Raw genomic sequence first — 20,982 nt, 5'->3', positions numbered from 1 at the left:
GGTCAGCTCCCGCCCAGCCGCAGCAGGGACCCCACGGTCCGCACCATGATCTTGATGTCCGTGCCGAGTGACCAGCCGTCGATGTAGTGGTTGTCGAATCGGGCGCGGTCCTCGATCGAGGTGTCGCCGCGCAGGCCGTGGATCTGGGCCCACCCGGTGATCCCGGCCGGCGCCCTGTGCCGCATGCCGTAGCCGGGGATCGTCCGGGAGAACTCGTCGACGAAGTGCGGGCGCTCCGGCCGGGGGCCGACCATGCTCATGTCGCCCTTGAGGACGTTCCACAACTGAGGGAGCTCGTCGACCGAGGTCCTGCGCAGCAGCCTGCCCACCGGGCCGACGCGGCTGTCGTGGGCGATGCTCCACAGGGTCGCCGACTCGTGCGCGTCGGCGGGCTTCATCGTCCTGAGCTTGATCACGTCGATCGGCTCTCCCTGGCAGCCCACGCGCCGCTGCCTGAACAGCGGGCTCTGGCCGACCTCCGCGCGGATGACCAGCGCGCAGACCGCCAGGACCGGCGCGGTCACGATGAGACCGGCCAGCGCGACCGCGATGTCGAGCGCCCGCTTCAGCGGCCAGAACGCGCTGCGCTGCGCCGCGGGGCGCATGCGGAGCAGCGGGAACCCGCGTACGTGCTCGCGCAGCGTGACGAAGTCGACGATGAGTTCGCTCAGGTCGAGCGCGAGGTACACGTCGCAGCCCAGCGCCCTCGCCGTTCGCGCGACCGGCTGCTGGCACTGTCCCGCGAGGATGACCGCGCGCACCTCGTAGGCCTGGATGAGGTGCGCGATCTCGCCGGGCCGGCCGAGCACGGGCAGGCCGAGCAGGGGCAGACCGGGGTGGTCACCACCCGTCTCGGCCAGGAAGCCCAAGGGGAGCAGTCCGTACTCCGGGTGGGCGAGCAGGTTCTGCGCCAGCAGGTGACCGTGCGGGCCCGCGCCGATCACCAGCGTGGGCGCCGGCCGGCCGTACCGGTGCGCTCGGCGTACGGCGAAGGCGAGCACGCTCCTGCCGCACACGGCGAGGAACGTGCAGAGCATCGCGCACAACGCGATCGTGACGAACGACGCCGACTCCCGGAAGGCCACGCAGGCGGCCACGAACCCGGACCCGGCGATCCAGCCGCCACGGTCGAGGCCGGAGGGCAGGACCCGTGGCGCGTACACCCGCCCGAGGCCGTTGAGCACGACGACCAGAACGGCCGCGAGGGCGACGGGCGGGAGGCCCCGGCCCACCTGGGCGGCGGCGAACGCCATGCACAGCAGGTCGATGCCGGCCAGAGCGAGTGGCTGGGTCGCCCGCCATAGTCGTGAGCTTTGACGGCCCGCCGGCCGTGCGGCCCGCCGGTCGCCCTCAACGCTAACAGCCACTGCTTCTCCGGAAATAGCTCGTTCGACCGGACCGACCTTCGATCAGCCAATCCGGTCCACCTATGTAGCCACTAGTCACCTTTCCGGCAACCTGCCGCGGCATAGGCGTTGAGCAGGGGCTTTGCTATGCAATACGCGAACAATCCCGCAGCGAGCGCCTTGATCGTAGCTCCACGGACCGCCCAGATCGAGAACGTCGGGGCATAAGTGCGCCCGCGCTCCGCAACATTTCCTTGGCCATTCTTTGAAACAACGAACGCCATTTCGGAGTTTGGCGGCGGATTCACCACGCGAAAACGGCGGCGCCCGTCGGGACACCGCCGTTCACGAGCCGGATCGGCCTACCGCCGCAGGACCATCCTGGCCGGATCGACCAGCAGGAGGCCCGCCACGCCGAGCACGGGCAGGAGGGTGAGCTGCCAGAGACCGGCGCCGTCCCAGCCGAGCGCGCCCACCAGCCGGGCGAACAGCAGCCCCGAGAAGGCGGCGGCGACGTAGTAGGTGAGGATGAACAGGCCCGCGCCCCGGCCGACGTGGTGCGGGCGGACGGCCCGCTGCATCGCGGTGGAGCAGTTGGTGAACAGGAAGCCGCTGGCGAACGTGCCCATGAGGAAGGAGAGCACGTACTGCGCCGTGGTCCCGGTCGCGACCTGGTACATGAGGTAGGCGGTGACCGAGGTGGCGACCATGGCGAACATCAGGAGGCGGGCCTGGTTGAACCGGTCGCCCAGCCAGCCGGCCGGCAGGGCCATCATGGCGCCGAGACCGCCCATGGACACCGCGAAGGCCGCCTGGTCGGCGGTGAAGCCGAGTCCCTCGCGGAGGAAGGTGGGGTAGAGCCCGAGATAGCCGTAGAACACCAGGCCTGACACGGCACAGGCGATGCCCACGGCGAGCGTGTTGCGGTTGTAGGGGGAGGCCGGCACGTGCTCGTACGACGTGGCGTCGGCCTCGGTGGCCGTGCCGGTGACCGCCTCGGTCATCTTGCGCGACACCGTGAGCGCGATGAGCAGGCTCATGACGAGGCCGGCGGCGGCGAACAGGAAGAACGGTGTGCGCCAGGTGCCCGAGCTCTCGGCGAGCCCCGTGCCGATGAGCGGGCCGAGGAAGACTCCCAGCCCGAACGCCACGCCCACGACGCCCGCGGCCAGCGCCCGCCGGTGGAAGAAGAACGCCCCGATCACCGCGTACAGGGCGGTGGCCTGCACACCCTCGCCGACGCCGGAGACGAGGCGGTAGATGCTCATGTCGACGAACCCGACGGCCAGCGGGATGGCCAGCGTGCCGAGTGAGTAGACCAGCACGCTGATGACGATGATCGTCCTGCGGGAGAGCCGGTCGGCCAGGTAGCCGGCCGGGGGTCCGGCGAGCGCGAGCCCCAGCGTGAAGCCGGTGGCCAGTAGTCCGCCCTGCTCCAGAGAGAAACCGAGCTCGTTCCTGATCTCGGGCAGGAGGGGGTAGAAGATCTGCCGGTCCATCGCGTTGAGCATGTACGACGCGCACAGGACCGCGAAGCCGATCGCGACGGAGGCCTTCGTCACCTGCGGGGAGGCGCCGCCCTGGGGGCGCTCTGTGGTGCTGCTCATCTGGCGTTCCTATGCGCTGGAGGGCACGCGACCACACAGTCGGACGCGCAGCCGCGCGCTTGGCGGACAACCGTCCGTACAGTGGTCATCATGGGCTGGCCTCAGAATGATGTGCCCAGGGTCGCCTGTCAAGGGTCTGATCTCCAGCGGGAGGACTGCCCGGACAATTGTCCGCAGCATGGTTGACCACGTGATCGACTCCCGGCCTGACCACTCGGTGATACCGGATGGCCCTTGCTCGACGAGCGCTACCGGTGAGTAGCAGTACCTATGGGCAATTGCGCAGAAACCCCCATGTATCGGCTCCCCGTGGCGCGAGACATTGGCCGACATGAACGGTCTGTACGCGCTCAAACCCTGGTACGCCGCCCGGCTCAGCGGGGTGCGGGCCCTCCTGGTCACCCACGGCGTCCACCCCTCGGCCATCACCGTGGCGGGCATCGTGTTCGGGGCGGCGGCGGGAGCCGTACTCGGGCTGGGCGAGACGGGACCGTGGGCGGCGGTGGCCGTCGCGGCGGCCCTCGCCGGACGCCTGGCCTGCGCGAACCTCGACGGCGGCGTCGCACGCGACGGCGGCCGGAGCACCAGGTTCGGCGCCGTGGTCAACGAACTGGGCGACCGGCTCGCCGAGTACGCGGCGCTCGCCGGATGCCTGGCACTGGCCGACCCCGCGCTCGTGGCCGCCGCCGCGCTGGCCGCCACCCTCCCCTCGTGGGCCGCACTCGCGGGCGCCGCCGCGGGGGCGCGGCGTCCGCAGGGCGGCCCCGCCGGCAAGACCGAGCGCTGCGCGCTGCTGGTGCTGCTCGCCCTCACGGGCTGGACGGGCTGGCTGATCGTGCTCGCCGCCGGCTCCCTGCTCACCGCGGTCGTACGGATCACGCGCGTCCACCGCGAGCTGCGGGAGGCCACGTCATGATCCTCGACACCGCCCCCTACCTGGCCGGAGCCCTCGGAGTGAGCGGGCTGGCGGTCTGGCGGTCCAGGCAGCGCGAGCTGGCGCGCCGCTGGACCACCTGGGCCGTCGCCGCGCCGCTCGTGACCGGCTGCCTCCTGCTCGGCCCCCGGGGCGCCACCGTCCTCGCGGTCCTGCTCGGCGTCGTCTGCGCCGTCGAATACACCCGCCTGGTCCGGCTGCGCACCCCCGAACGTGTCATCCTGATCGCCCACGCCGCTCTCCTCCCCGTCGCCGCGCTGATGGGGGACATGTACGGGTCGGTCGCCGGGTGCTTACTGGCCATGGTGCTGGCGCCGGTCCTGTCCGGCGACGCGGAGGACGGCGCCCGCAGGGCCGCCTTCGGGATGTTCGGGCTGCTCTGGCTCGCGCCCCTGGCCGGGCTCGTCCTGCTCGGCCCCGCCCAGGCGTTCGCGCTCTGCCTGGCCGTCGCCATCGCCGACGTGGCGGCATGGTGCGGCGGCAACCTCGTCGGCGGCCCGCGGTTGTCACCGCTGTCACCGGTCAAGACCTGGAGCGGCGTCCTGGGCGGCGCGGCGGGCGGGCTCGCCGTACTGGCCCTGCTCGGAGCCCTCACCCCCGCCCTGGCCGTGGCCGTGGCCGTCGGCGCTCCCCTCGGCGACCTGGTGGAGTCGATGGTCAAGCGCGGCGCGGGCGTCAAGGACGCGGGCACCTGGCTACCCGGCTTCGGCGGCCTGCTCGACCGTGTCGACTCCCTCCTGATCGCCCTGGCCCTGGCGGTGGTGCTCTCATGAACGGCGCTCTCCTGCGGCGGTATCTATGGCGGACGGCCTTCGCCTGCAACGGCGGGTTGCGGGTCGAAGGGACGGTCCCTGACGGGCCGTGTGTGGTCGTCGCCAACCACAGCTCCCACGCCGACACCGCGGCTCTGCTCGCCGCGTTGCCCGCGCGCAGGCGTCCCGTGGTGGCGGCCGCCGCCGACTACTGGTTCGCGGGCCCGCTGCGGTCGCTCGTCTGCCGCACCCTCGTCGCCGGATTTCCCGTACGGCGCGGCGGGGGCGGCTCGGCCGACCTCGCCCACGCCGTACGGCTCCTGGAAGGGGGACGCATCGTCGTCGTCTTCCCCGAAGGCACGCGCTCGCGGGACGGCCGCGTCGGCGCGTTCCGCTCCGGGGCAGCGCGCGTCGCCGAGAAGGCGGGCGTACCGATCCAGCCCGTGACCATCCAGGGCACCTCGGAGGTGCTGCCCGTGCACGGGCGGGTGCGGCGGGGGCAGGTGCTCGTCCGCTTCAACCGGCCTGTTCACGACCTGGAGAGCGCGCACGACCTGATCGAAGCAGATATTTCATGAAGTGGATCCTCATGCGGTTCCTGCTGCGCACGCTCGGCCGGCTCAGCGAAGGCATCCGCATCGGCTACCGGCACGGCTGGGCGCGCGAAGCCGGCTTCGAGGACGTGGTCAGCCGCATGGAGAAGGTGGGGCTCTTCGCGGTCACCACCGCGCACAACACCGGTGACGGTCTCTGACGCCGCTCCTCGCCAGGGGTGCCGGACAGACGAAACCGCCCCTTACCTGTGGTGCTCCCTCAGGTAAGAGGCGGTTTCACGTGGTGGAGGTGGCGGGAATCGAACCCGCGTCCTTCAACCCCAAGTCAGGGCTTCTCCGGGCGCAGCCTGCTGTGTTTTTCTCAGCCCCGGCGATCACGCAGGCAAGTCGCCGACGGGCTCAGCCACTGTTAGATTTCCCGATCTCCCCCGTGGCCGGGTCGACCGGTTGAGCCTTCTAGCGATGCCAGACACCGGGCCGAAGGCGCTCCCGGGCTGACAGTGGCTTCGCTGCTCAGGCAGCGAGGGCCAGGGAGTCCCTGGCCGCCACAGTGCTCTTGGAATTGGCACTTGTTGTTTGCGGTCACAGGATTAACGAGGTTATGTCCGCAGTCCTCGGCCCGCTTCACCTGGCTTGCAAGGCCAAAGTCGAAGCCAGTCACCCCCTGTGCAGTTGTCAACACATCTCTCGAAAGAGCTGCGCGACACGAATGTACAGGGAACAACGCCCTTCGCGCCAACTTAATTCCCTTATGGCGAAACCCCCGGGAGCGTGGCACGGTGGCACGCGCTCCCGGGGGCCGACCGGCAGGGTCGAGCCGGTCCGGACGGCAGGACTTCCCCCGAGATGAAGTCCTGATCTCATCACGGCGACTGGATCCGCAACCCCCCGAGCGGGCCCAGTCACTCAGTAAGACGCAGCCGACAGCCCGCATGGTTGCTCGGCGTCACGAATTTCTCACCATGGGTGTCCGAGCACCTGCCCTGCCGCCCTCACGAACTGCGCAGGGCCGCGAAGAAGCTGCCCGCCACCGCGCCGGCGTCGTGGTTCTTCGCCAGCACCGCGATCGCCACGTCCCCCTGCCAGCCGACGAACCAGGTGTGCTCGTCGCCCGCCGTCGCCGTCACGCCGTAGACCTTGCCCTTGCCCGCCTGGGCGGGCGTGCCGACCGCGCCGGACCGCATCATCGCCGTCAGCGCCGAGCGGACCTTGGGATCGACGGGCACCGGCGCGGGCTGTGCGGTCGGGACGACCTCGGCCGCGGGATCCGGCGACTTGGGCTCGGTGACCAGCACGGGCGGATGCCAGGTGCCCGAGGCGACGGCGGCGGCCACCAGCGCCATGCTGAGCGGGCTCACCTCGACGTTCTGGCCCGCGATCGCCTTGGCCTTGTCGGCGTCACCGGTCAGTTCGGGCAGGGTGCCGCTGAACGACTTGAGCGGCAGCCGCCATGGCTGCCCGATGCCGTAGGCCTTGGCGCTCTTGGCGAGGTCGTCGGCCGTGACCCGGCGGGCGAGCGAGGCCAGCGCGGTCACGCATCCCTTGGCGAAGTGTTCGCGGAACGTGGCCGACTGCGTCGTGCCGGCGCTCCCGCCGGAGTTGGCGAACGTCGCGCCCCCGACGGTGCGCTCCTGCGGGCAGGCGAGCCGCTGTTTGGGGCTCACCCCGGACTTCAGCAGCGCGTCGGCGGCCACGATGGAGAACGCCGTGCCCGCGGGGAACTTGCCGGCCAGGGCTTGCTTCTCCTGGTGCAGGTTCTTGGTGCCGACCGCGCGGATCTCGCCGGTGTTGCGGTCGACGGCCACCAGCGCGCTGGTGTCGGTGAGGGACACCGCCCGCTCGGCCGCCGCCTGGACGGTGCGGTCGATCGTGGTCTTCACCGAGAGGTTGCGTCGGCCCGGCCACTCCTTCAGCAGGGCGACCTGCTCGCCGGTCTTGAGATCGAGGGTGATCACCTTGGTCTGCGTGGAGCCCGTCAGGTATTCCTGGTAGGCCTGCTGCAGGCCGCTCTTGCCGACCGAGTCGCCGGCCCGCTGCGGACCGCCGAGTTTCTGCTCGCTCTCCGGCGTGAGCGCGCTGACGGTGCCGACGATCTGCCGGGGCGCGTCGGGGTTGACCGGCTGGTCCTGCGGCTCGATCTCGATCCCGGCGATCGCGTCGAGCTTCGGCTGCATCGACTGATAGCGCGAGCGCCCGAACGTGACCAGCTGCACGAACTTGTCGGGCGGCGACGACCTGATGCGGCTCAGCAGGCGGTCCTGGGCGTAACCCGTGGCCTCGGACAGCTGGGCCACGACCTCCTCCGCCTTGCCGCCCAGCCTGGCGGGATAGACGCCCGCGACGTAGAGGACGGTGTCGGTCTGCAGCGAGTCTCCCGACCTGTCGAGAACCGGCTGGCGGGGCGTCGGGTCGGTGTCGACGGCGAAGCGCTGGCCCTCCTTGAGCTGCGGATGCAGCACGGACGGTGACCAGCGCACCTTCCACACCCCGTCGACCAGGTGCAGCGGCAGCACGCCGTCGTATTCCCAGAGCGGGTTGTTCTCCCCGAGATCGACCTCGGCGTGGAAACCGGCCTTGGACTCCTCGCCCGTCATGGTGACACTTGTGATCCTGAAGCGGAAGGAGGCGGCGTCGAGCTCCAGCTTGGCGTCGGCCAGCGCCTTGCGCACAGTGGCCAGGTCGCCGTCGGCGCGGCCGGCCGCCAGCCCGTAGTCGCCCGACTGCCAGCCCACGAGGAAGTCGCGCACCGCGTCGTGCGGCGACGGCTCCTCGAAACAGCCGGTCAGCATCGTGCTCGCGACCGCCAGCGTGAGGGTGGCGGTCACGGTGCGACGGGCGCGCCTCATCGGTGCGCCGAGGGTGCGGCGGGCGCGTGTCATGGGTGCGGTGCCACCGCCCTCATCGGGTGCGGTGCCGCAGCGCCCGCGCCATTTCGCGTTTGGCCTGCTGCTCCGCCAGTGCGTGCCGTTTGTCCCAGTCTTTCTTACCGCGCGCCAGGCCGATCTCGATCTTGGCCCGGCCGTCCTTGAAGTAGAGCACCAGCGGCACGATCGTGAGCCCGCCCTCCTTGGTCTTGGCGGCGAGCTTGTCGATCTCCTTGCGGTGCAGCAGCAGCTTGCGCTTGCGTCGGGCCGTGTGGTTGGTCCACGTGCCCTGCGTGTATTCGGGGATGTGCACGTTGAGCAGCCACGCTTCGCCGTTGTCGATGCTGGCGTAGCCGTCGACGAGCGAGGCGCGGCCCTCGCGGAGCGACTTGACCTCGGTGCCCTGCAGCACGAGCCCCGCCTCGAAGGTCTCGTCGACGTGGTAGTCGTGCCGAGCACGTTTGTTCTGGGCGATGACCTTCCGCCCGGTCTCACGTGGCATGCTTCCGACTTTACCGGCGGCCGGAGCGGCGGCGGCCCATCCGCGCGCGCATGACTAGACCCTGAGGTAACGGCGGAGCGTCACGAACGAGGCGAGCACACAGATCACGACGCCGATGACCATGGTGATCGTGATCGTCTGGGCCACGTCGTTCCAGCCCAGCTGGGAGGTGACGTCCCCGAAGAAACTGCCGAGCTCCTCGAACAGGAAGACCTTGGCCATGATCAGGATGATCGCCGAGAACACGCCGCCGATCAGGCCGGCGATGACGCCCTCCATGACGAAGGGAAGCTGGATGTAGAGGTTGGACGCGCCGACCAGCCGCATGATGCCGGTCTCCCTGCGTCTGTTGAACGCCGACAGCCGGACCGTGTTGCCGATCAGCAGGGCGGCCGCCAGCACCAGGATGATCGCCACCGCCAGCGCGACGAAGGCGAGCCGGTCGAGCATCACGAAGAACGGGCCGATCAGCTCCTTCTGGTCGAGCACCTGCGCCACGCCCGGCTGGCCCTTCACCGCCTGGACGATCGGCTGGTAGTTGTCCGGGTCGACCAGCTTGATGCGGAACGACTGCGGCATGTCCTCGACCTTGGCGGCGTCGACGAGGGCCTTGTTGGCGGAGTAGGAGTCCTTGAAGTTCTTGTACGCCGCCGTCTGGTTCTCGAAGTACACCTCCTTGACCCCAGGAATGCTCTTGATGTGTGTCTCGAGGGCCTTGATCTGGTTGCCGGTCGCCTCCTTGCCGTTGCACGCCGGCATGGCGGTCCCCTTGCCGCACAGGAAGACCGAGACCTCGACCTTGTCGTCCCAGTAGCCCTTCATCAGGCCGACTTGGGCGTTGATCATCAAGCCGACGCCCAGCATCGCCATACCGACCGCCACGGTGATGATCACCGCGATCGTCATGGTCAAGTTGCGACGGAGGCCGATCCAGACCTCGGAGAAGATGAAATTCGCCCGCATGTTCTGTCTGCAGCTCCCTGTCAGTACGCCTGGCCGTAAACGCCACGCGACTGGTCACGGACGATCTTGCCGTCCTCCAGCTCCACGACACGCTTGCGCATGGAGTCGACGATGGCCGCGTCGTGCGTGGCCATGACGACCGTGGTGCCAGTCCTGTTGATGCGGTCGAGCACCTTCATGATGCCGATGCTCGTCGCGGGGTCGATGTTGCCCGTCGGCTCGTCGGCCAGCAGGATCATCGGCCGGTTGACGAACGCTCGGGCCATGGCGACGCGCTGCTGCTCGCCGCCGGACAGCTCGTCGGGCATGCGGTGGGCCTTGCCTTCCAGGCCGACCAGCTCGATGACCTCGGGAACCACCTTGCGGATGAAACGCCGGGGTTTACCGATGACCTCGAGAGCGAACGCCACGTTCTCGTAGACGTTCTTGTTCGGGAGCAGCCGGAAGTCCTGGAACACGCAGCCGATGCGGCGGCGCAGGTGCGGCACCTTGAAGTTGGAGAGGCGGGACAGGTCTTTGCCTGCGACGTGGATCGCTCCGCCGTTGGGCCGCTCCTCCTTCAGGATCAGACGCAGGAACGTGGACTTGCCTGATCCCGAGGGACCGACGAGGAACACGAACTCGCCCTTGTCCACGTCTACGGATACGTGGTCGAGAGCGGGCCGGTTCTGGTTCGCGTAGACCTTGATGACATTATCGAAATGGATCACGAGAGCATCACGGCATGCCAGTCTAGGGGTCAGGACGGAAGCGAGGGTGGCATATGCCCACTTCCCGCCACTGGCCGACCGGGGGCGTCTTCTTTACCGACGATCGACGTTCCGATTGGCCAGACGACAGTCTAGAGGGAAGACTGGCATGGAACGTCCATAACGGAAACAAAACGATTGTGCGGCTAGACTTGGGGCTGTCATGAGCTGTGAACACCTCGTATGCGCGCAATGCGCCCACCCCGTCATCGAGGGACGCTGCCCCCTCTGCCGCGCCAGCAGAGAACGTATGCACCAGCACGGTTTCGCCGGGCTGTCACCCGCCGCGGTCGTCGCTCTCCTCGTCGTGCTGCTCTTCGTGAGCCTCGTACTCAACCACCTATTCGGTGTCTGACTCCTGCCGCCGCATCCAGCGGATCTCCGACTCGATGAACGCGTCGAGGTCTCCGTCGAGCACCGCCGACGGGTTGCCCGCCTCGGTGTTGGTGCGCAGGTCCTTCACGATTTGGTAAGGGTGCAGCACGTAGTTGCGGATCTGCGTGCCCCATGACGTGGTGGACGCGCCGCGCAGCTCCGACATCTTCTCCGCCTCCTCCTGCCGCTTGCGCTCCAGCAGCTTGGCCTGGAGCACGTTCATGGCGGTGGCGCGGTTCTGCAGCTGCGAACGTTCGTTCTGGCAGGAGACGACGATGCCGGTCGGGATGTGCGTGATGCGCACCGCCGAGTCGGTCGTGTTGACGCCCTGGCCTCCCGGACCGCTCGAACGGTAGACATCGACGCGGATCTCGTCCTCGTTGATGTCGATGTGGTCGGTCTGCTCCACCACCGGCACGACGTCGACCCCGGCGAACGAGGTCTGCCTGCGCCCCTGGTTGTCGAACGGGCTGATGCGCACCAGACGGTGGGTGCCGTGCTCGCCCCGCAGCGTGCCGTAGGCGTAGGGGGCCTTGACCGCGAACGTGGCCGACTTGATGCCGGCCTCCTCCGCGTAGGAGGTGTCGTAGACCTCGGTGCCGTAGCCCTTGCGCTCGGCCCACCGGAGATACATCCGCAGCAACATCTCGGCCCAGTCGGCGGCGTCGACGCCACCGGCCTGGGAGTTGATCGTCACGAGCGCCTCGCGGGCGTCGTATTCGCCCGAGAGCAGGGTGCGGACCTCCATCGCGCCGATGTCGGACCGCAGCGTCTCGAGCTCCTTGTCGGCCTCGGCGCGCGTGTCGTCGTCGCTCTCCTCGGCCGCGAGCTCGTAGAGCACCGACAGGTCGTCGAGCCTGCGCGACAGGCCTTCGACGCGGTTGAGCTCGCCCTGCAGATGCGAGAGCTTGCTGGTCACCTTCTGCGCCAGGTCGGGGTCGTCCCACAGGTCAGGGGCGGCAACCTGCTGCTCCAGCTCGTCGATCTGCTTACGCATCGCGTCGAGGTCGAGCACGTCCTGGATGCTGCGGAGCGTGCCCGCGAGCTCGTTGATCTCTTCTGCCGGATCCATACCTGCCACGCTTCCCTACACTAGCCTCCTCCGGGGACTTCACCTCCCAAGCGGCCCCTGTCCGGCTCTGACGACCCGCGGACCGGTGTCGGGGGCCTCGGCGCGTCCCCGGCGCGAATACCATGGATCAGGTGCGCGTACATGGTCGGCGAACAACGCTGGCGCTCGCCGCCGGCTTGCTTGCCGCGGTGACCGCCTGCAGCGGTGATGCCCAGCCACGAGCGACCCCCACCAGCTCCGCCGCCGCCGCGACCTCCTCCCCCTCGCCGTCGCCCGACGAGCCCGAGGTCACGCGGACCGAGGCGGCCGAGGTGTTCGCCGAGGTCACCCTCTCCGAAGACGTGCTGAGGGTGAAGAGCGACCTGCAGGGGCGGCTCGGGCTGGCCGTCGACCTCACGGACGGCGGGCAGACCCGCATCACCGTGGCCGACTACCTGTCCACCGACTACGCGCCGCGCCGCTACACGTGGGGGTCGCCGACCCTGTTCGTGCCCAGGTTCGAGCAGGGCGAAGGGTCACCGTGGTTCAGCGCGCTGGCGACCCGCGACGGCCGTCCGACGCTCCTGACGTTCACCCGGTCCGACCGCTGGCGCATCAGCTCGGCGGCCCGGCTCCTGCCCGGGCAGAAGCTGCCGGAGATCGAGTTCGACGCCGACGGCTACGCCGGCGCGGTCGGCTCCGACGACAAGACCGTCACGATCAGCCCGCAGTTCATGGGGCCCGTGCACGCCAGCGTGGCCGAGACCGGCACCGCCGGGGTCACCGCCGGGCTCATCGCCGCGGGGCCGTACACGACGGAGATAGCCGAGCAGATCGCCTCCCGCCGCGAGGACGCCAAGGCCGAGGGCTTCAGCTACGACTCGATCTTCAGCGCCGACAACTACCCGGTCTACGCGCTGCGCACCGAGGACGGCGGGGCGCTGATCCAATACTCCCTGTCCAGGACCACGACCACGACGACGCGCACGGCCGAGGACGACTACATCCCCGTGCCGAAGTCGGCCAGGTGGGCGATCAGCACGCCGGTGCTGCGCCGCACGCTGCGACTGGTCGAAACCCATCAGTACGCGACCGCCGTGCCTCCCCTCACCGCGCCCAAGGCCGCCGCCGTCATCGCCCACGACGGCGCACTCACGCGCGCCACCGGAACCTGATCCTTCCTCCATCTTTTACGGCACCGCCTACGGACCCGCACGTCCCGTAGACCCTCCCGGCCGTCATGGCCGGTCGTGAAGGCTCACGGGTTGCTCACCGTGACGAGCGTGACGTGGGCCGTCTTCTTCGCCGAATCCTTGACCGGGTCGATGTCCTTCGTCCAGTTGCCGACCGGTCGGCCTTCTTCGTGTAGTTCCCGACCGGTCGGCCTTTCCGTTCCCCACGGTCGGGAGTCTTTGTCGGGTTCCCCACCGGTTGACATGTTCTGTGAGGGGGCGGGCGAGGCTGGCGCCTGCCCCCTCCAGGTCAGGACTCTCTGTAGGGGAGGTTGCTCGCGGACACCAGCGTGCGGATGGCGCGCAGGGCCACCGAGAGGGTGGCCAGGTCGAAGGTGTCGCTCTCCCAGATCTCCGACAACGTCTGCCGGGCCCGGGAGACGGCCGCCGTGTTGGCCTCCGTCCACCTGGCCAGCCGTTCCTCCGGTGACAGGCCCGACTTGCTGTGGGCCAGCACGTCACGGGTCAGGGAGGCGTGCGCCGCGTAGAGGTCGTCGCGCAGGGCCGAGCGGGCCATCGAGTTCCACCGGTTGTCCCTGGGCAGCGCGATGATGCGTTCCCTGATGCGGGCCAGTTGCAGCCGGTCGGCCAGGTCGAAGTAGACCTCCGCCGCCTCGTGAACCGGGCGGTCGGTCAACGAGGAGATCTCGACCAGGTCCAGCATCGAGTACGCGGGCACCATGGCGGCCGTGCGCTCGGCCAGCTCCGGCGGCACGCCCCTGGCGAGGAACGAGTCGCGCCGGTCCTCGTAGGCGGCCAGGTCGGGGCCGGTCAGCAGCTTGGGGATGTGGGAGACCACGCCGTTGACCGGCTTCATGAAGAAGGCGACCGACCCGGCGAGGTCCAGCGGCGGCCGGCGGTTGACCAGCAGCCAGCGGGTGCCGCGCTCGGCCAGCTTGCGGGCCTCCAGCAGCATGGCGATCTGGGTCGCCGTGTCCACCTGCTTGTCCAGCGCCTCCACGTCCCTGTGGAAGCTCGGCAGGTCGAAGACCTCGCGCGCCACGAGGTAGGCGCGCACGATGTCGGGCGCCGAGGCGCCGGTCTCCTCGCCGAAGCGGAACATGAACGTGGTGCCCATGGAGTTGACCAGCTCGTTCACCACGCCGGTGGTGATGATCTCCCGGCGGAGCGGATGGGCGTCCATGTAGGTGCGGAACCGCTCGCGCAGCGCCGACGGGAAGTACGACACCAGCCACGAGGCCAGGTAGGGGTCGTCGGGCAGGTCGGAGGCGAGCACCTCGGCGTCGACGGTCAGCTTGGTGTAGGCCAGCAGCACGGCGAACTCGGGAGCGGTCAGGCCGAGCCTGGCCTGCCGGCGCTCGGCCAGCTGCTTGTCGGACGGCAGGAACTCCAGCTCCCGGTTGATCAGCCCTTCGCGCTCCAGCCGCCGCAGGTAGCGGGCGTGGATGTGGAGCATCTCGACGGCCTGGGCGCGGGCGGCGGCGAGAACCACGTTCTGGGCGTGGTTGTCGCGCAGCACCAGCCGGGCGACCTCGTCCGTCATCGAGGTGAAGACCTGGTTGCGCTGCTTGTCGGTCAGCTCGCCGTCGCGGACGACCTGGTCGAGCAGGATCTTGATGTTCACCTCGTGGTCGGAGGTGTCGACGCCGGCCGAGTTGTCGATGAAGTCGGTGTTGATGAGGCCGCCGTTCAGCGCGAACTCTATGCGGGCCAGTTGGGTGACGCCCAGGTTGCCGCCCTCGCCCACGACCTTGCAGCGCAGTTCGGCGGCGTCGACCCTGAGCGCGTCGTTGGCCTTGTCGCCCACGTCGACGTTGGACTCGGAGCCCGCCTTGACGTAGGTGCCGATGCCGCCGTTCCACAGCAGGTCGACGGGGGCCCGCAGGATGGCGCTGATGAGGTCGTTCGGGGGCATGGAGGTGACACCCGCGGGGATGCCGAGCGCCTCGCGCATCTGGGGCGTGATCGGGATGGACTTGGCGGTGCGCGAGAAGACGCCGCCGCCTTCCGAGATCAGCGCGGCGTCGTAGTCCTCCCAGGAGCTGCGCGGCAGCTCGAAGAGGCGCCGGCGTTCGCCGTACGAGCGGGCGGCGTCGGGGGTGGGGTCGACGAAGATGTGGCGGTGGTCGAACGCGGCCACCAGCCGGATGTGCTGCGACAGCAGCATGCCGTTGCCGAACACGTCGCCGGACATGTCGCCCACGCCGACCACGGTGAAGTCGGTGGTCTGCACGTCCACGCCCATGGTCCGGAAGTGGTATTTGACCGACTCCCACGCGCCGCGGGCGGTGATGCCCATGGCCTTGTGGTCGTAACCGATGGAGCCGCCGGAGGCGAAGGCGTCGCCCAGCCAGAAGTCGTACTTCTTGGCGACGGCGTTGGCGATGTCGGAGAACGTCGCGGTGCCCTTGTCGGCGGCCACGACGAGGTAGGTGTCGGTGCCGTCGTGCCTGACCACGTCGGGTGGCGGGACAACCTGGCCGTCCACAAGGTTGTCGGTGACGTCGAGCAGGCCGGAGATGAACATGCGGTAGCAGGCCACACCCTCGGCCTGAAGGTCCTCCCGCTTTCCGGACAAAGGCGGCCGTTTAACGACAAACCCGCCCTTGGACCCGGTCGGGACAATAACGGTATTTTTCACCATCTGGGCCTTAACCAAACCGAGGATTTCCGTACGGAAGTCCTCCATTCGGTCAGACCACCGCAAACCACCGCGCGCCACTTTCCCGAACCGGAGATGCACGCCCTCGACCCGAGGCGAGTACACGAATATCTCGAACTTGGGCCGCGGAAGCGGCAGGACGCTGATGGCCTCCGGGTCAAACTTGAGCGATATGTACTCTTTTCGCTGCCCATCTACCGTCTGGAAGTAGTTCGTCCGCAGCGTGGCCTGGATCATCTCCAGGTAGGCCCGCAACACGCGGTCCTCGTCCAGCGAGGCCACCTCGTCGAGCGCGCCCAGGATCTCCTCGTGGATCGCGTCGGCCAGTTCGGTGCGCACGTCGTCGGGCCGCCTCGGATCGTGCCGGGCCTCGAACAGGTTGACGAGCAGCCGCGCCAGCCGCACGTTGCCCATGAGGACCCGCTCCATGTACGACTGCGAGAACGTACTGCCCGCCTGGCGCAGGTATTTCGCGTAGGCCCGCAGGATCTCGACCTCTTCCCAGGTCAGGCCCGCGCTCAGGATGAGCGAGTTGAAGTCGTCGGCCTGCACCCGGCCCGTCCACAGGGCGGTGAGCCCGTCCTGGAAGAGCTGCTTGAAGTCCTCCCTGCCGACCTCGTCGGACGGGGTGTAGCGCAGCCCGAAATCATAGATCCAGGCGTTCTTGGTGCTCGGGTCGTTGTCGCGGTCGACCTCGTACGGACGCTCGTCGACCACCTCGACGCCGAGCCGCTGGATGAGCGGCAGCACCTTCGACAGCGAGATGGGCGAGCCGACCCGGTAGATCTTGAGCCGCCGCTCCCCCTCGGCCGCGTCGTACGGCTCGTAGAGGTTGAGACCCACCTCCTCCTCATCGTCCGCGTCGACGAGCTCCTCCAGCCGCTGCAGGTCGACCACGGCAACCTTGGGCGGGAAGTCCGCTTTGTACCCCTCGGGGAAGGCGGAGGCGTACCTGCGGATGAGGCCGGGCGCCTCCTCCTCCGAGGTCAGCTCGATGAGCGCGGAGGCCAGGTCGTCCTCCCAGGAGCGGGTGATGGCGGCCAGCCGCGCCTCCAGCTCCTCCACGTCCACGCTCGGCGGCGGCAGCTGCTTGCCCCGCTCGCCCCGCACGACCACGTGCAGGCGGGCCAGCACCGACTCGCCGATCATGGCGCTGTAGTCGAGCGACGTGCCCCCCAGGGCCTTGAGCAGCACCTCCTGCATCTTCAGCCGGACCTTGGTGGTGTAGCGGTCGCGCGGCAGGTAGATCAGGCAGGAGATGTAGCGGCCGTAGTCGTCGCGCCGCAGGAACAACTTGACCTGCTTGCGCTCGCGCAGCCGCAGCACGCCCAGCGCGATGGGCAGCAGCTCGTCCAGCGAGGTCTGGAAAAGCTCGTCGCGCGGGAACGTCTCGAGGATCTCGATGAGGTCCTTGCCGTCGTGGCTGTCGGACGCCAGCCCGGCCTGTTCGAGGACGTCGGCCAGCTTGCGCCTGAGCACGGGGATCCGGGAGATCGACTCGTTGTAGGCCACGTGGGTGAACAGGCCGAGGAAGCGCCGCTCCCCGATCACCTCGCCCTCCGGCGAGAAGACCTTGACGCCGATGTAGTCGAGGTAGGTGGCGCGGTGCACGGTGGCCCGGGAGTTGGCCTTGGTGATGATCATGAGGTGCTTCTCGCGGGCCCTGGCCCGCACCTCGGGAGGCAGCGCGGAGAAGCTGCCGGAGCCGACCCTGTCGTCGCGCAGGATGCCCAGCGCCGCGCCCGGCAGCGCGCGCAGCGTCTCGCCCTCGTCGGTGTGCTCCAGCCGGTATTCGCGGTAGCCGAGGAAGGTGAAATGACCGTCGGCGAGCCAGCGCAGCAGGTCGATGCTGTCCTCGACCTCCGCGGGCTCCAGCGGCGGCGGGTTCATGCTCAGGTCTTCCGCGGTCTGGACGGCCAGCGCCCGCATCTTCCTGAAGTCCTCAACGGCGTGCCGCACGTCGGAGAGCACCCGCAGCAGGTCGTTCTCCAGAGCCTTGAGCACCTGCGGGTCGGACTGCCGGTCGATCTCGATGTGCATCCACGACTCGACCAGCATCTGGCCGGTGACGTCCTGCTGGTCGGGGCGGAGCATCCGGCCCGTCATGTCGCGGCGCACCCGCATCTGCGGATGGACGAGCAGGTGCATGCCCAGGCCGTGGCGGTCGAGCTCCATCGTCACCGAGTCGACCAGGAACGGCATGTCGTCGGTGACCACCTCGACGACCGAGTGCCCGGGATCCCAGCCGTTCTCCTCGATCGTCGGGCTGAAGGCCCGGACCACCGGCCTGCCCTGCGGGCGGACCTCGGCCAGTTGCCTCTGCGACATCGCGGGGCCGTACACGTCAACGGGGTTGCGGTCGAGCAGGTCTTCCGGCGCGACGTGCCGGTAGTAGAGCCGGAGGAAGGACAGCGCCTCGTCGGCGCCCATGTGCTCCGTGCTCGTCGCGCAGATCTCGGCGGCTCGCTGGAGCAGCTCATCCTTGGCCTCGTCGAGCGGCATTTCGCTCTCACTCCTTTGTGAGGGTTCGCCATGGCTGTTCATAGCCAGGCCCTTAGTTCCCACAGCAGCGGGAAGTAGTGCAGGCGCGTTCTACCGCGCAGATAGGGGGCACCCGTCGAGCCGCCGGTGCCCGACTTGGTGCCGATCTGGCGTTCGACCATCTGAACATGACGCATGCGCCACAACGCTGTGGTCTCGTCGTGGATCAGCAGGTCTTCTGCCAGTTGCCACAGGGCGTCGTGGGACCTGCGGTCTCTCGCCACGGTCAGCAACGAGCCCATGATCTCATCGTCGGAGACCGGCAGGCCGCGCAGGGAGAGCGCGCGGAGATAGGCGTCCCACAGCGTGGGCTCCGACAACCTGCGGCGCAGTCTGGCGAGGTCGGCCTCCTCGGCGTGCCGGAAGCTGCCGAGGTAGCGCTCGTCCTTCAGCCCGGACAGGAACTCGAGCTCCCGGAACTGCACGGACTGGAAGCCGCTGGCGGGCTCCAGCATCGAGCGGAAGGCGAGGAAGTCCTGGGGCGTCATCGTCTCCAGCACCTCGACCTGCTCGACCAGCACCCGCTCGACCGCGTGCACCCGCCGGAACAGGTGTCTGGCCTGCCACAGCTCGCCCGAGGACATGGCCTCGCGGACCGACTCCAGCTCGTGGAGCAGCAGCTTGAACCACAGCTCGTAGACCTGGTGGACGGTGATGAACAGCAGCTCGTCAGGGGCCTGCGACCGCGGCTGCTGCTGCGCGAGCAACGCGGGCAGGCGGAGGTAACCACCGTAGGACAGCCGGCCGCCTTCCTCGCCGAACCGCCGATGCGGGGGACGGGGCGCATCGTCGTCGATGGCCACCGAACACCTCCCCCCGATCGCCCGGCGTTGCCGCCGGGCGCACGTATTGCCGTACCCGATACCACCTGAAAAGGGGATAGACGTCAACGTGACATCGACATCGGGGGGTCGTCGTCGGAGGTCGAGGAGGCGTTCTTGAGCTCGTCGAGCTGGTCCGGCAGCTCGGCGAGCTCCAGCAGCTCCGCCTGGCATCGCTCACATGTGTCGAGGTGGCGTTCGAAGGCCTCGTGCTCCTCTTCATCGAGGACGCCGAGGACGTAGGCGGCCACCCCGTCATGCATCAGCCGGCTACCCCCTTGTCCCGCAGCAGTTCGCGGAGAGCCCGGATCCCGTAGTAGAGCCGGGACTTCACCGTGCCCGGCGGGATCCCCAGAATCTCCGCCGCCTCACTTATCGTACGGTCTCGAAGGTAGGTCTGCTCAATGACTTCGCGGTGTTCCGCGGACAGGGACCGGAGGGCGTCCGCGACGACCATCGCCGACAGAGCCCGATCCGAACCGTCCGGCACCGCCATCATGTCGACTTCGGGTGGTTCGACCTCCTGCGGCCGAACACTCTTCCGCCGACGACCATCAATGACTATGCGACGGGCCACGGTTAGCAGCCACGCCCATATAAGGCTTGGTTCCCATTGCAGTCTTGCCGAGTTCCGCCAGGCCCGGACGAGCGTCTCCTGCACCACGTCTTCGGCCCACTGAAGGTCATTACCTGTGGATTTGCGGACGTGTCGCAGCAGAGGGCCGCCGAACTCCTGGTAAAGCACCGCGATGCGGTGCTCAGCCTCGGCATCCGCACTCTCGAACCTGCCGTCGAGGTGACCTAGCACGGGGCACATCTTTACACCTTCGTTATCCAAGCGGTAGCCACTCCGATAACTCCAGTCATTTCTAACTATCTCCGGCCATAGGTGAACCAGTGCCGTGAACCCCGCGTACCTCCGACCATGCACAGGCTTTTGCGCGGCGAGGTGTTCATGCTCGGCGGCTTCGTCGTGGCGGCCGCGGTGACGATTCTGCTGGTCATGCCACCAGTGATCGATCCCGCTGCCGCCCAGTGGGCGCAGACGTCCACCGGGCCACTCACGGCTGCCGACCGCGACCTGCTGGTCAAGGTACGGCAGGCCGGTCTCTGGGAGATGCCCGCAGGCGAGTACGCCAAGACCCGCGCCGAGTCCCAACGTGTCAAGGAAGTCGGCAGGCTGATCATGGAAGATCACATGAAGCTCGACCTGCTGACCCGTCAGGTCGCGAAGAGACTGGGCGTGGCCCTGCCGGACGAGCCCAGCCCGCAGCAGCAGAGCTGGATGGCCCAGCTCGCCGCGGAGAGCGGGCCCGCCTTCGACAAGGACTACGCCAACCTGCTGCGTGACGCACACGGCAAGGTCTTCACCGTCATCGCGGCGGTGCGGTCCGGAACACGCAACTCCGAGATCAGGAAGTTCTCCGAGGACTGCATGAGGTTCGTCATGAGGCACATGGCGCTGCTGGAGTCCACCGGCCTGGTCAACCACAACGCCCTGCCGGAACCTCCCACGCCCGCGCCAGCTCCACCCGTCGCGATGGCGGTCGATTCGAGGAGACACACATGAGGAGATCCAGACGCATGGCCGCGGCCGTGTCCGCCCTGGCCGTGACGGCGAGCGGGCTGGTGTCCGCGGCTGTCATCGGGGTAGGCCCGGCACGCGCCGAAATCTGCGACCCCGGCGAGTCCTCGTCGCAGAACCAGGAACAGCGGGATCGAAATCAGCGGCGAGACTCCGACCAGCGGAACAGGAACGGGCGCGACCAAGGCCAGGATCGCGGCCGGCAGGATCCGAACCAGAACCAGAGACGCCAGGACCCCGACCAGAACCAGGGCCAGGACCGGCAGAACCCGAACCAGGACCCCAACCAGGACCCCAACCAGGACCAGGGTCAGGGCCGGGACCAGGGCCAGCAGGACGCCGACCAGCAGGCACCCCAGGGCGGCGGCGTCGCGGTGGCCGCTCCGGCCGACCCGGACGACACGGCCCGCGCCCCCGAGCCCGAGGAGAGCGCCACGGTGCAGTCGCGCCGCGGCCGTCCGGACCCGCGCCCGACGCGCACCC

17 protein-coding genes, 1 other RNA gene and 1 pseudogene are annotated in these 20,982 nt (G+C 68.8%); 7 read left to right on the top strand and 12 right to left on the bottom strand.

The genetic code is table 11. The annotated features are described in order from the left end of the window. Window positions 1–2: 2 nt before the first annotated feature. Together E1267_RS17670 and E1267_RS17665 are read right to left on the bottom strand one after the other, a co-directional pair. Window positions 3–1,367, bottom strand: coding sequence for a sugar transferase (locus E1267_RS17670; RefSeq protein WP_132333670.1), 1,365 nt, complete (start codon window positions 1,365–1,367; stop codon window positions 3–5). A gap of 341 nt (window positions 1,368–1,708) precedes the next feature. Then, window positions 1,709–2,953 (bottom strand): MFS transporter, encoded by a 1,245-nt coding sequence (locus tag E1267_RS17665; protein WP_132333669.1) that lies wholly within the window; start codon window positions 2,951–2,953, stop codon window positions 1,709–1,711. 331 nt (window positions 2,954–3,284) lie between these two features. Between E1267_RS17665 and E1267_RS17660 the strand changes: the two genes are divergently transcribed. From E1267_RS17660 to E1267_RS17645, 4 genes are read left to right on the top strand one after another with little or no spacing between them, the layout of a single operon-like run. Then, entirely contained in the window at window positions 3,285–3,869 is a 585-nt protein-coding gene (locus tag E1267_RS17660) for a CDP-alcohol phosphatidyltransferase family protein (RefSeq protein WP_132333668.1), read from the top strand. After that, window positions 3,866–4,660, top strand: a complete 795-nt coding sequence (locus E1267_RS17655; RefSeq protein ID WP_132333667.1) for a phosphatidate cytidylyltransferase — start codon at window positions 3,866–3,868, stop codon at window positions 4,658–4,660. Before E1267_RS17660 ends, E1267_RS17655 begins: the two co-directional genes overlap by 4 nt. Next, window positions 4,657–5,217, top strand: coding sequence for a lysophospholipid acyltransferase family protein (locus E1267_RS17650; RefSeq protein WP_132333666.1), 561 nt, complete (start codon window positions 4,657–4,659; stop codon window positions 5,215–5,217). The genes E1267_RS17655 and E1267_RS17650 overlap by 4 nt, the downstream gene beginning before the upstream one ends. Further along, window positions 5,214–5,393, top strand: a complete 180-nt coding sequence (locus E1267_RS17645; protein WP_132333665.1) for a hypothetical protein — start codon at window positions 5,214–5,216, stop codon at window positions 5,391–5,393. The genes E1267_RS17650 and E1267_RS17645 overlap by 4 nt, the downstream gene beginning before the upstream one ends. Window positions 5,394–5,474: 81 nt before the next feature. Here E1267_RS17645 and ssrA read toward each other — a convergent pair. From ssrA to prfB, 6 genes are all read right to left on the bottom strand, one after another. Then, window positions 5,475–5,858, bottom strand: a transfer-messenger RNA (tmRNA) gene (gene ssrA, locus E1267_RS17640). Between the two features lie 327 nt (window positions 5,859–6,185). Next, a complete protein-coding gene (locus tag E1267_RS17635; RefSeq protein ID WP_132333664.1) occupies window positions 6,186–8,039 on the bottom strand; it encodes a penicillin-binding transpeptidase domain-containing protein in 1,854 nt (617 codons plus the stop codon). Window positions 8,040–8,091: 52 nt separating this feature from the next. Next, on the bottom strand, window positions 8,092–8,559 hold the full coding sequence (gene smpB / locus E1267_RS17630; RefSeq protein ID WP_132333663.1) for an SsrA-binding protein SmpB: 468 nt from the start codon (window positions 8,557–8,559) through the stop codon (window positions 8,092–8,094). Between the two features lie 54 nt (window positions 8,560–8,613). Further along, window positions 8,614–9,522 carry a permease-like cell division protein FtsX gene (gene ftsX / locus E1267_RS17625; RefSeq protein ID WP_132333662.1) on the bottom strand — a complete coding sequence of 303 codons (909 nt, stop codon included), beginning with the start codon at window positions 9,520–9,522 and terminating at the stop codon, window positions 8,614–8,616. A gap of 20 nt (window positions 9,523–9,542) precedes the next feature. Continuing rightward, on the bottom strand, window positions 9,543–10,232 hold the full coding sequence (ftsE, locus tag E1267_RS17620) for a cell division ATP-binding protein FtsE (RefSeq protein WP_132333661.1): 690 nt from the start codon (window positions 10,230–10,232) through the stop codon (window positions 9,543–9,545). Between the two features lie 379 nt (window positions 10,233–10,611). Continuing rightward, the gene (gene prfB / locus E1267_RS17610) at window positions 10,612–11,727 is read right to left on the bottom strand and encodes a peptide chain release factor 2 (RefSeq protein WP_132333659.1); all 1,116 of its coding nucleotides are present in this window, start codon (window positions 11,725–11,727) and stop codon (window positions 10,612–10,614) included. Window positions 11,728–11,849: 122 nt separating this feature from the next. Between prfB and E1267_RS17605 the strand changes: the two genes are divergently transcribed. Then, complete coding sequence (locus E1267_RS17605; RefSeq protein ID WP_132333658.1) at window positions 11,850–12,872, top strand: DUF8094 domain-containing protein; 1,023 nt, start codon at window positions 11,850–11,852, stop codon at window positions 12,870–12,872. 307 nt (window positions 12,873–13,179) lie between these two features. On the opposite strand, the gene E1267_RS17600 is transcribed toward E1267_RS17605, so the two are convergent. The 4 genes from E1267_RS17600 to E1267_RS17585 form a co-directional block, all read right to left on the bottom strand. Beyond that, window positions 13,180–18,054, bottom strand: coding sequence for an NAD-glutamate dehydrogenase (locus tag E1267_RS17600; RefSeq protein WP_132333657.1), 4,875 nt, complete (start codon window positions 18,052–18,054; stop codon window positions 13,180–13,182). Between the two features lie 38 nt (window positions 18,055–18,092). Beyond that, window positions 18,093–18,896 carry a tryptophan 2,3-dioxygenase gene (locus tag E1267_RS17595; RefSeq protein ID WP_165959657.1) on the bottom strand — a complete coding sequence of 268 codons (804 nt, stop codon included), beginning with the start codon at window positions 18,894–18,896 and terminating at the stop codon, window positions 18,093–18,095. Window positions 18,897–18,979: 83 nt separating this feature from the next. Continuing rightward, window positions 18,980–19,177, bottom strand: a complete 198-nt coding sequence (locus E1267_RS17590) for a zf-HC2 domain-containing protein (RefSeq protein ID WP_132333655.1) — start codon at window positions 19,175–19,177, stop codon at window positions 18,980–18,982. After that, entirely contained in the window at window positions 19,177–19,731 is a 555-nt protein-coding gene (locus tag E1267_RS17585) for a sigma-70 family RNA polymerase sigma factor (RefSeq protein ID WP_201761090.1), read from the bottom strand. The genes E1267_RS17590 and E1267_RS17585 overlap by 1 nt, the downstream gene beginning before the upstream one ends. 108 nt (window positions 19,732–19,839) lie before the next feature. On the opposite strand from E1267_RS17585, the gene E1267_RS17580 reads away from it, so the two are divergent. Then, the gene (locus E1267_RS17580; protein ID WP_132333654.1) at window positions 19,840–20,484 is read left to right on the top strand and encodes a DUF4142 domain-containing protein; all 645 of its coding nucleotides are present in this window, start codon (window positions 19,840–19,842) and stop codon (window positions 20,482–20,484) included. Then, window positions 20,481–20,982, top strand: a pseudogene (locus tag E1267_RS17575) (hypothetical protein); the annotation flags it as partial. The gene E1267_RS17580 and the pseudogene E1267_RS17575, both read left to right, overlap by 4 nt.

The organism is Nonomuraea longispora (assembly GCF_004348345.1).
Lineage (GTDB): Bacteria > Actinomycetota > Actinomycetes > Streptosporangiales > Streptosporangiaceae > Nonomuraea > Nonomuraea longispora.
This window is presented reverse-complemented; position numbering and strand designations above follow the sequence as displayed.

Bases quoted from the DNA above. Each gene is read 5' to 3' on its own strand.
- E1267_RS17645 (WP_132333665.1), top strand. From the start codon at position 5,214: ATGAAGTGGATCCTCATGCGGTTCCTGCTGCGCACGCTCGGCCGGCTC.
- E1267_RS17585 (WP_201761090.1), bottom strand. From the start codon at position 19,731: ATGTGCCCCGTGCTAGGTCACCTCGACGGCAGGTTCGAGAGTGCGGAT.
- smpB (WP_132333663.1), bottom strand. From the start codon at position 8,559: ATGCCACGTGAGACCGGGCGGAAGGTCATCGCCCAGAACAAACGTGCT.
- E1267_RS17635 (WP_132333664.1), bottom strand. From the start codon at position 8,039: ATGAGGCGCGCCCGTCGCACCGTGACCGCCACCCTCACGCTGGCGGTC.
- ftsX (WP_132333662.1), bottom strand. From the start codon at position 9,522: ATGCGGGCGAATTTCATCTTCTCCGAGGTCTGGATCGGCCTCCGTCGC.
- E1267_RS17665 (WP_132333669.1), bottom strand. From the start codon at position 2,953: ATGAGCAGCACCACAGAGCGCCCCCAGGGCGGCGCCTCCCCGCAGGTG.
- E1267_RS17650 (WP_132333666.1), top strand. From the start codon at position 4,657: ATGAACGGCGCTCTCCTGCGGCGGTATCTATGGCGGACGGCCTTCGCC.
- E1267_RS17655 (WP_132333667.1), top strand. From the start codon at position 3,866: ATGATCCTCGACACCGCCCCCTACCTGGCCGGAGCCCTCGGAGTGAGC.
- E1267_RS17580 (WP_132333654.1), top strand. From the start codon at position 19,840: ATGCACAGGCTTTTGCGCGGCGAGGTGTTCATGCTCGGCGGCTTCGTC.
- E1267_RS17600 (WP_132333657.1), bottom strand. From the start codon at position 18,054: ATGCCGCTCGACGAGGCCAAGGATGAGCTGCTCCAGCGAGCCGCCGAG.
- E1267_RS17590 (WP_132333655.1), bottom strand. From the start codon at position 19,177: ATGCATGACGGGGTGGCCGCCTACGTCCTCGGCGTCCTCGATGAAGAG.
- E1267_RS17660 (WP_132333668.1), top strand. From the start codon at position 3,285: ATGAACGGTCTGTACGCGCTCAAACCCTGGTACGCCGCCCGGCTCAGC.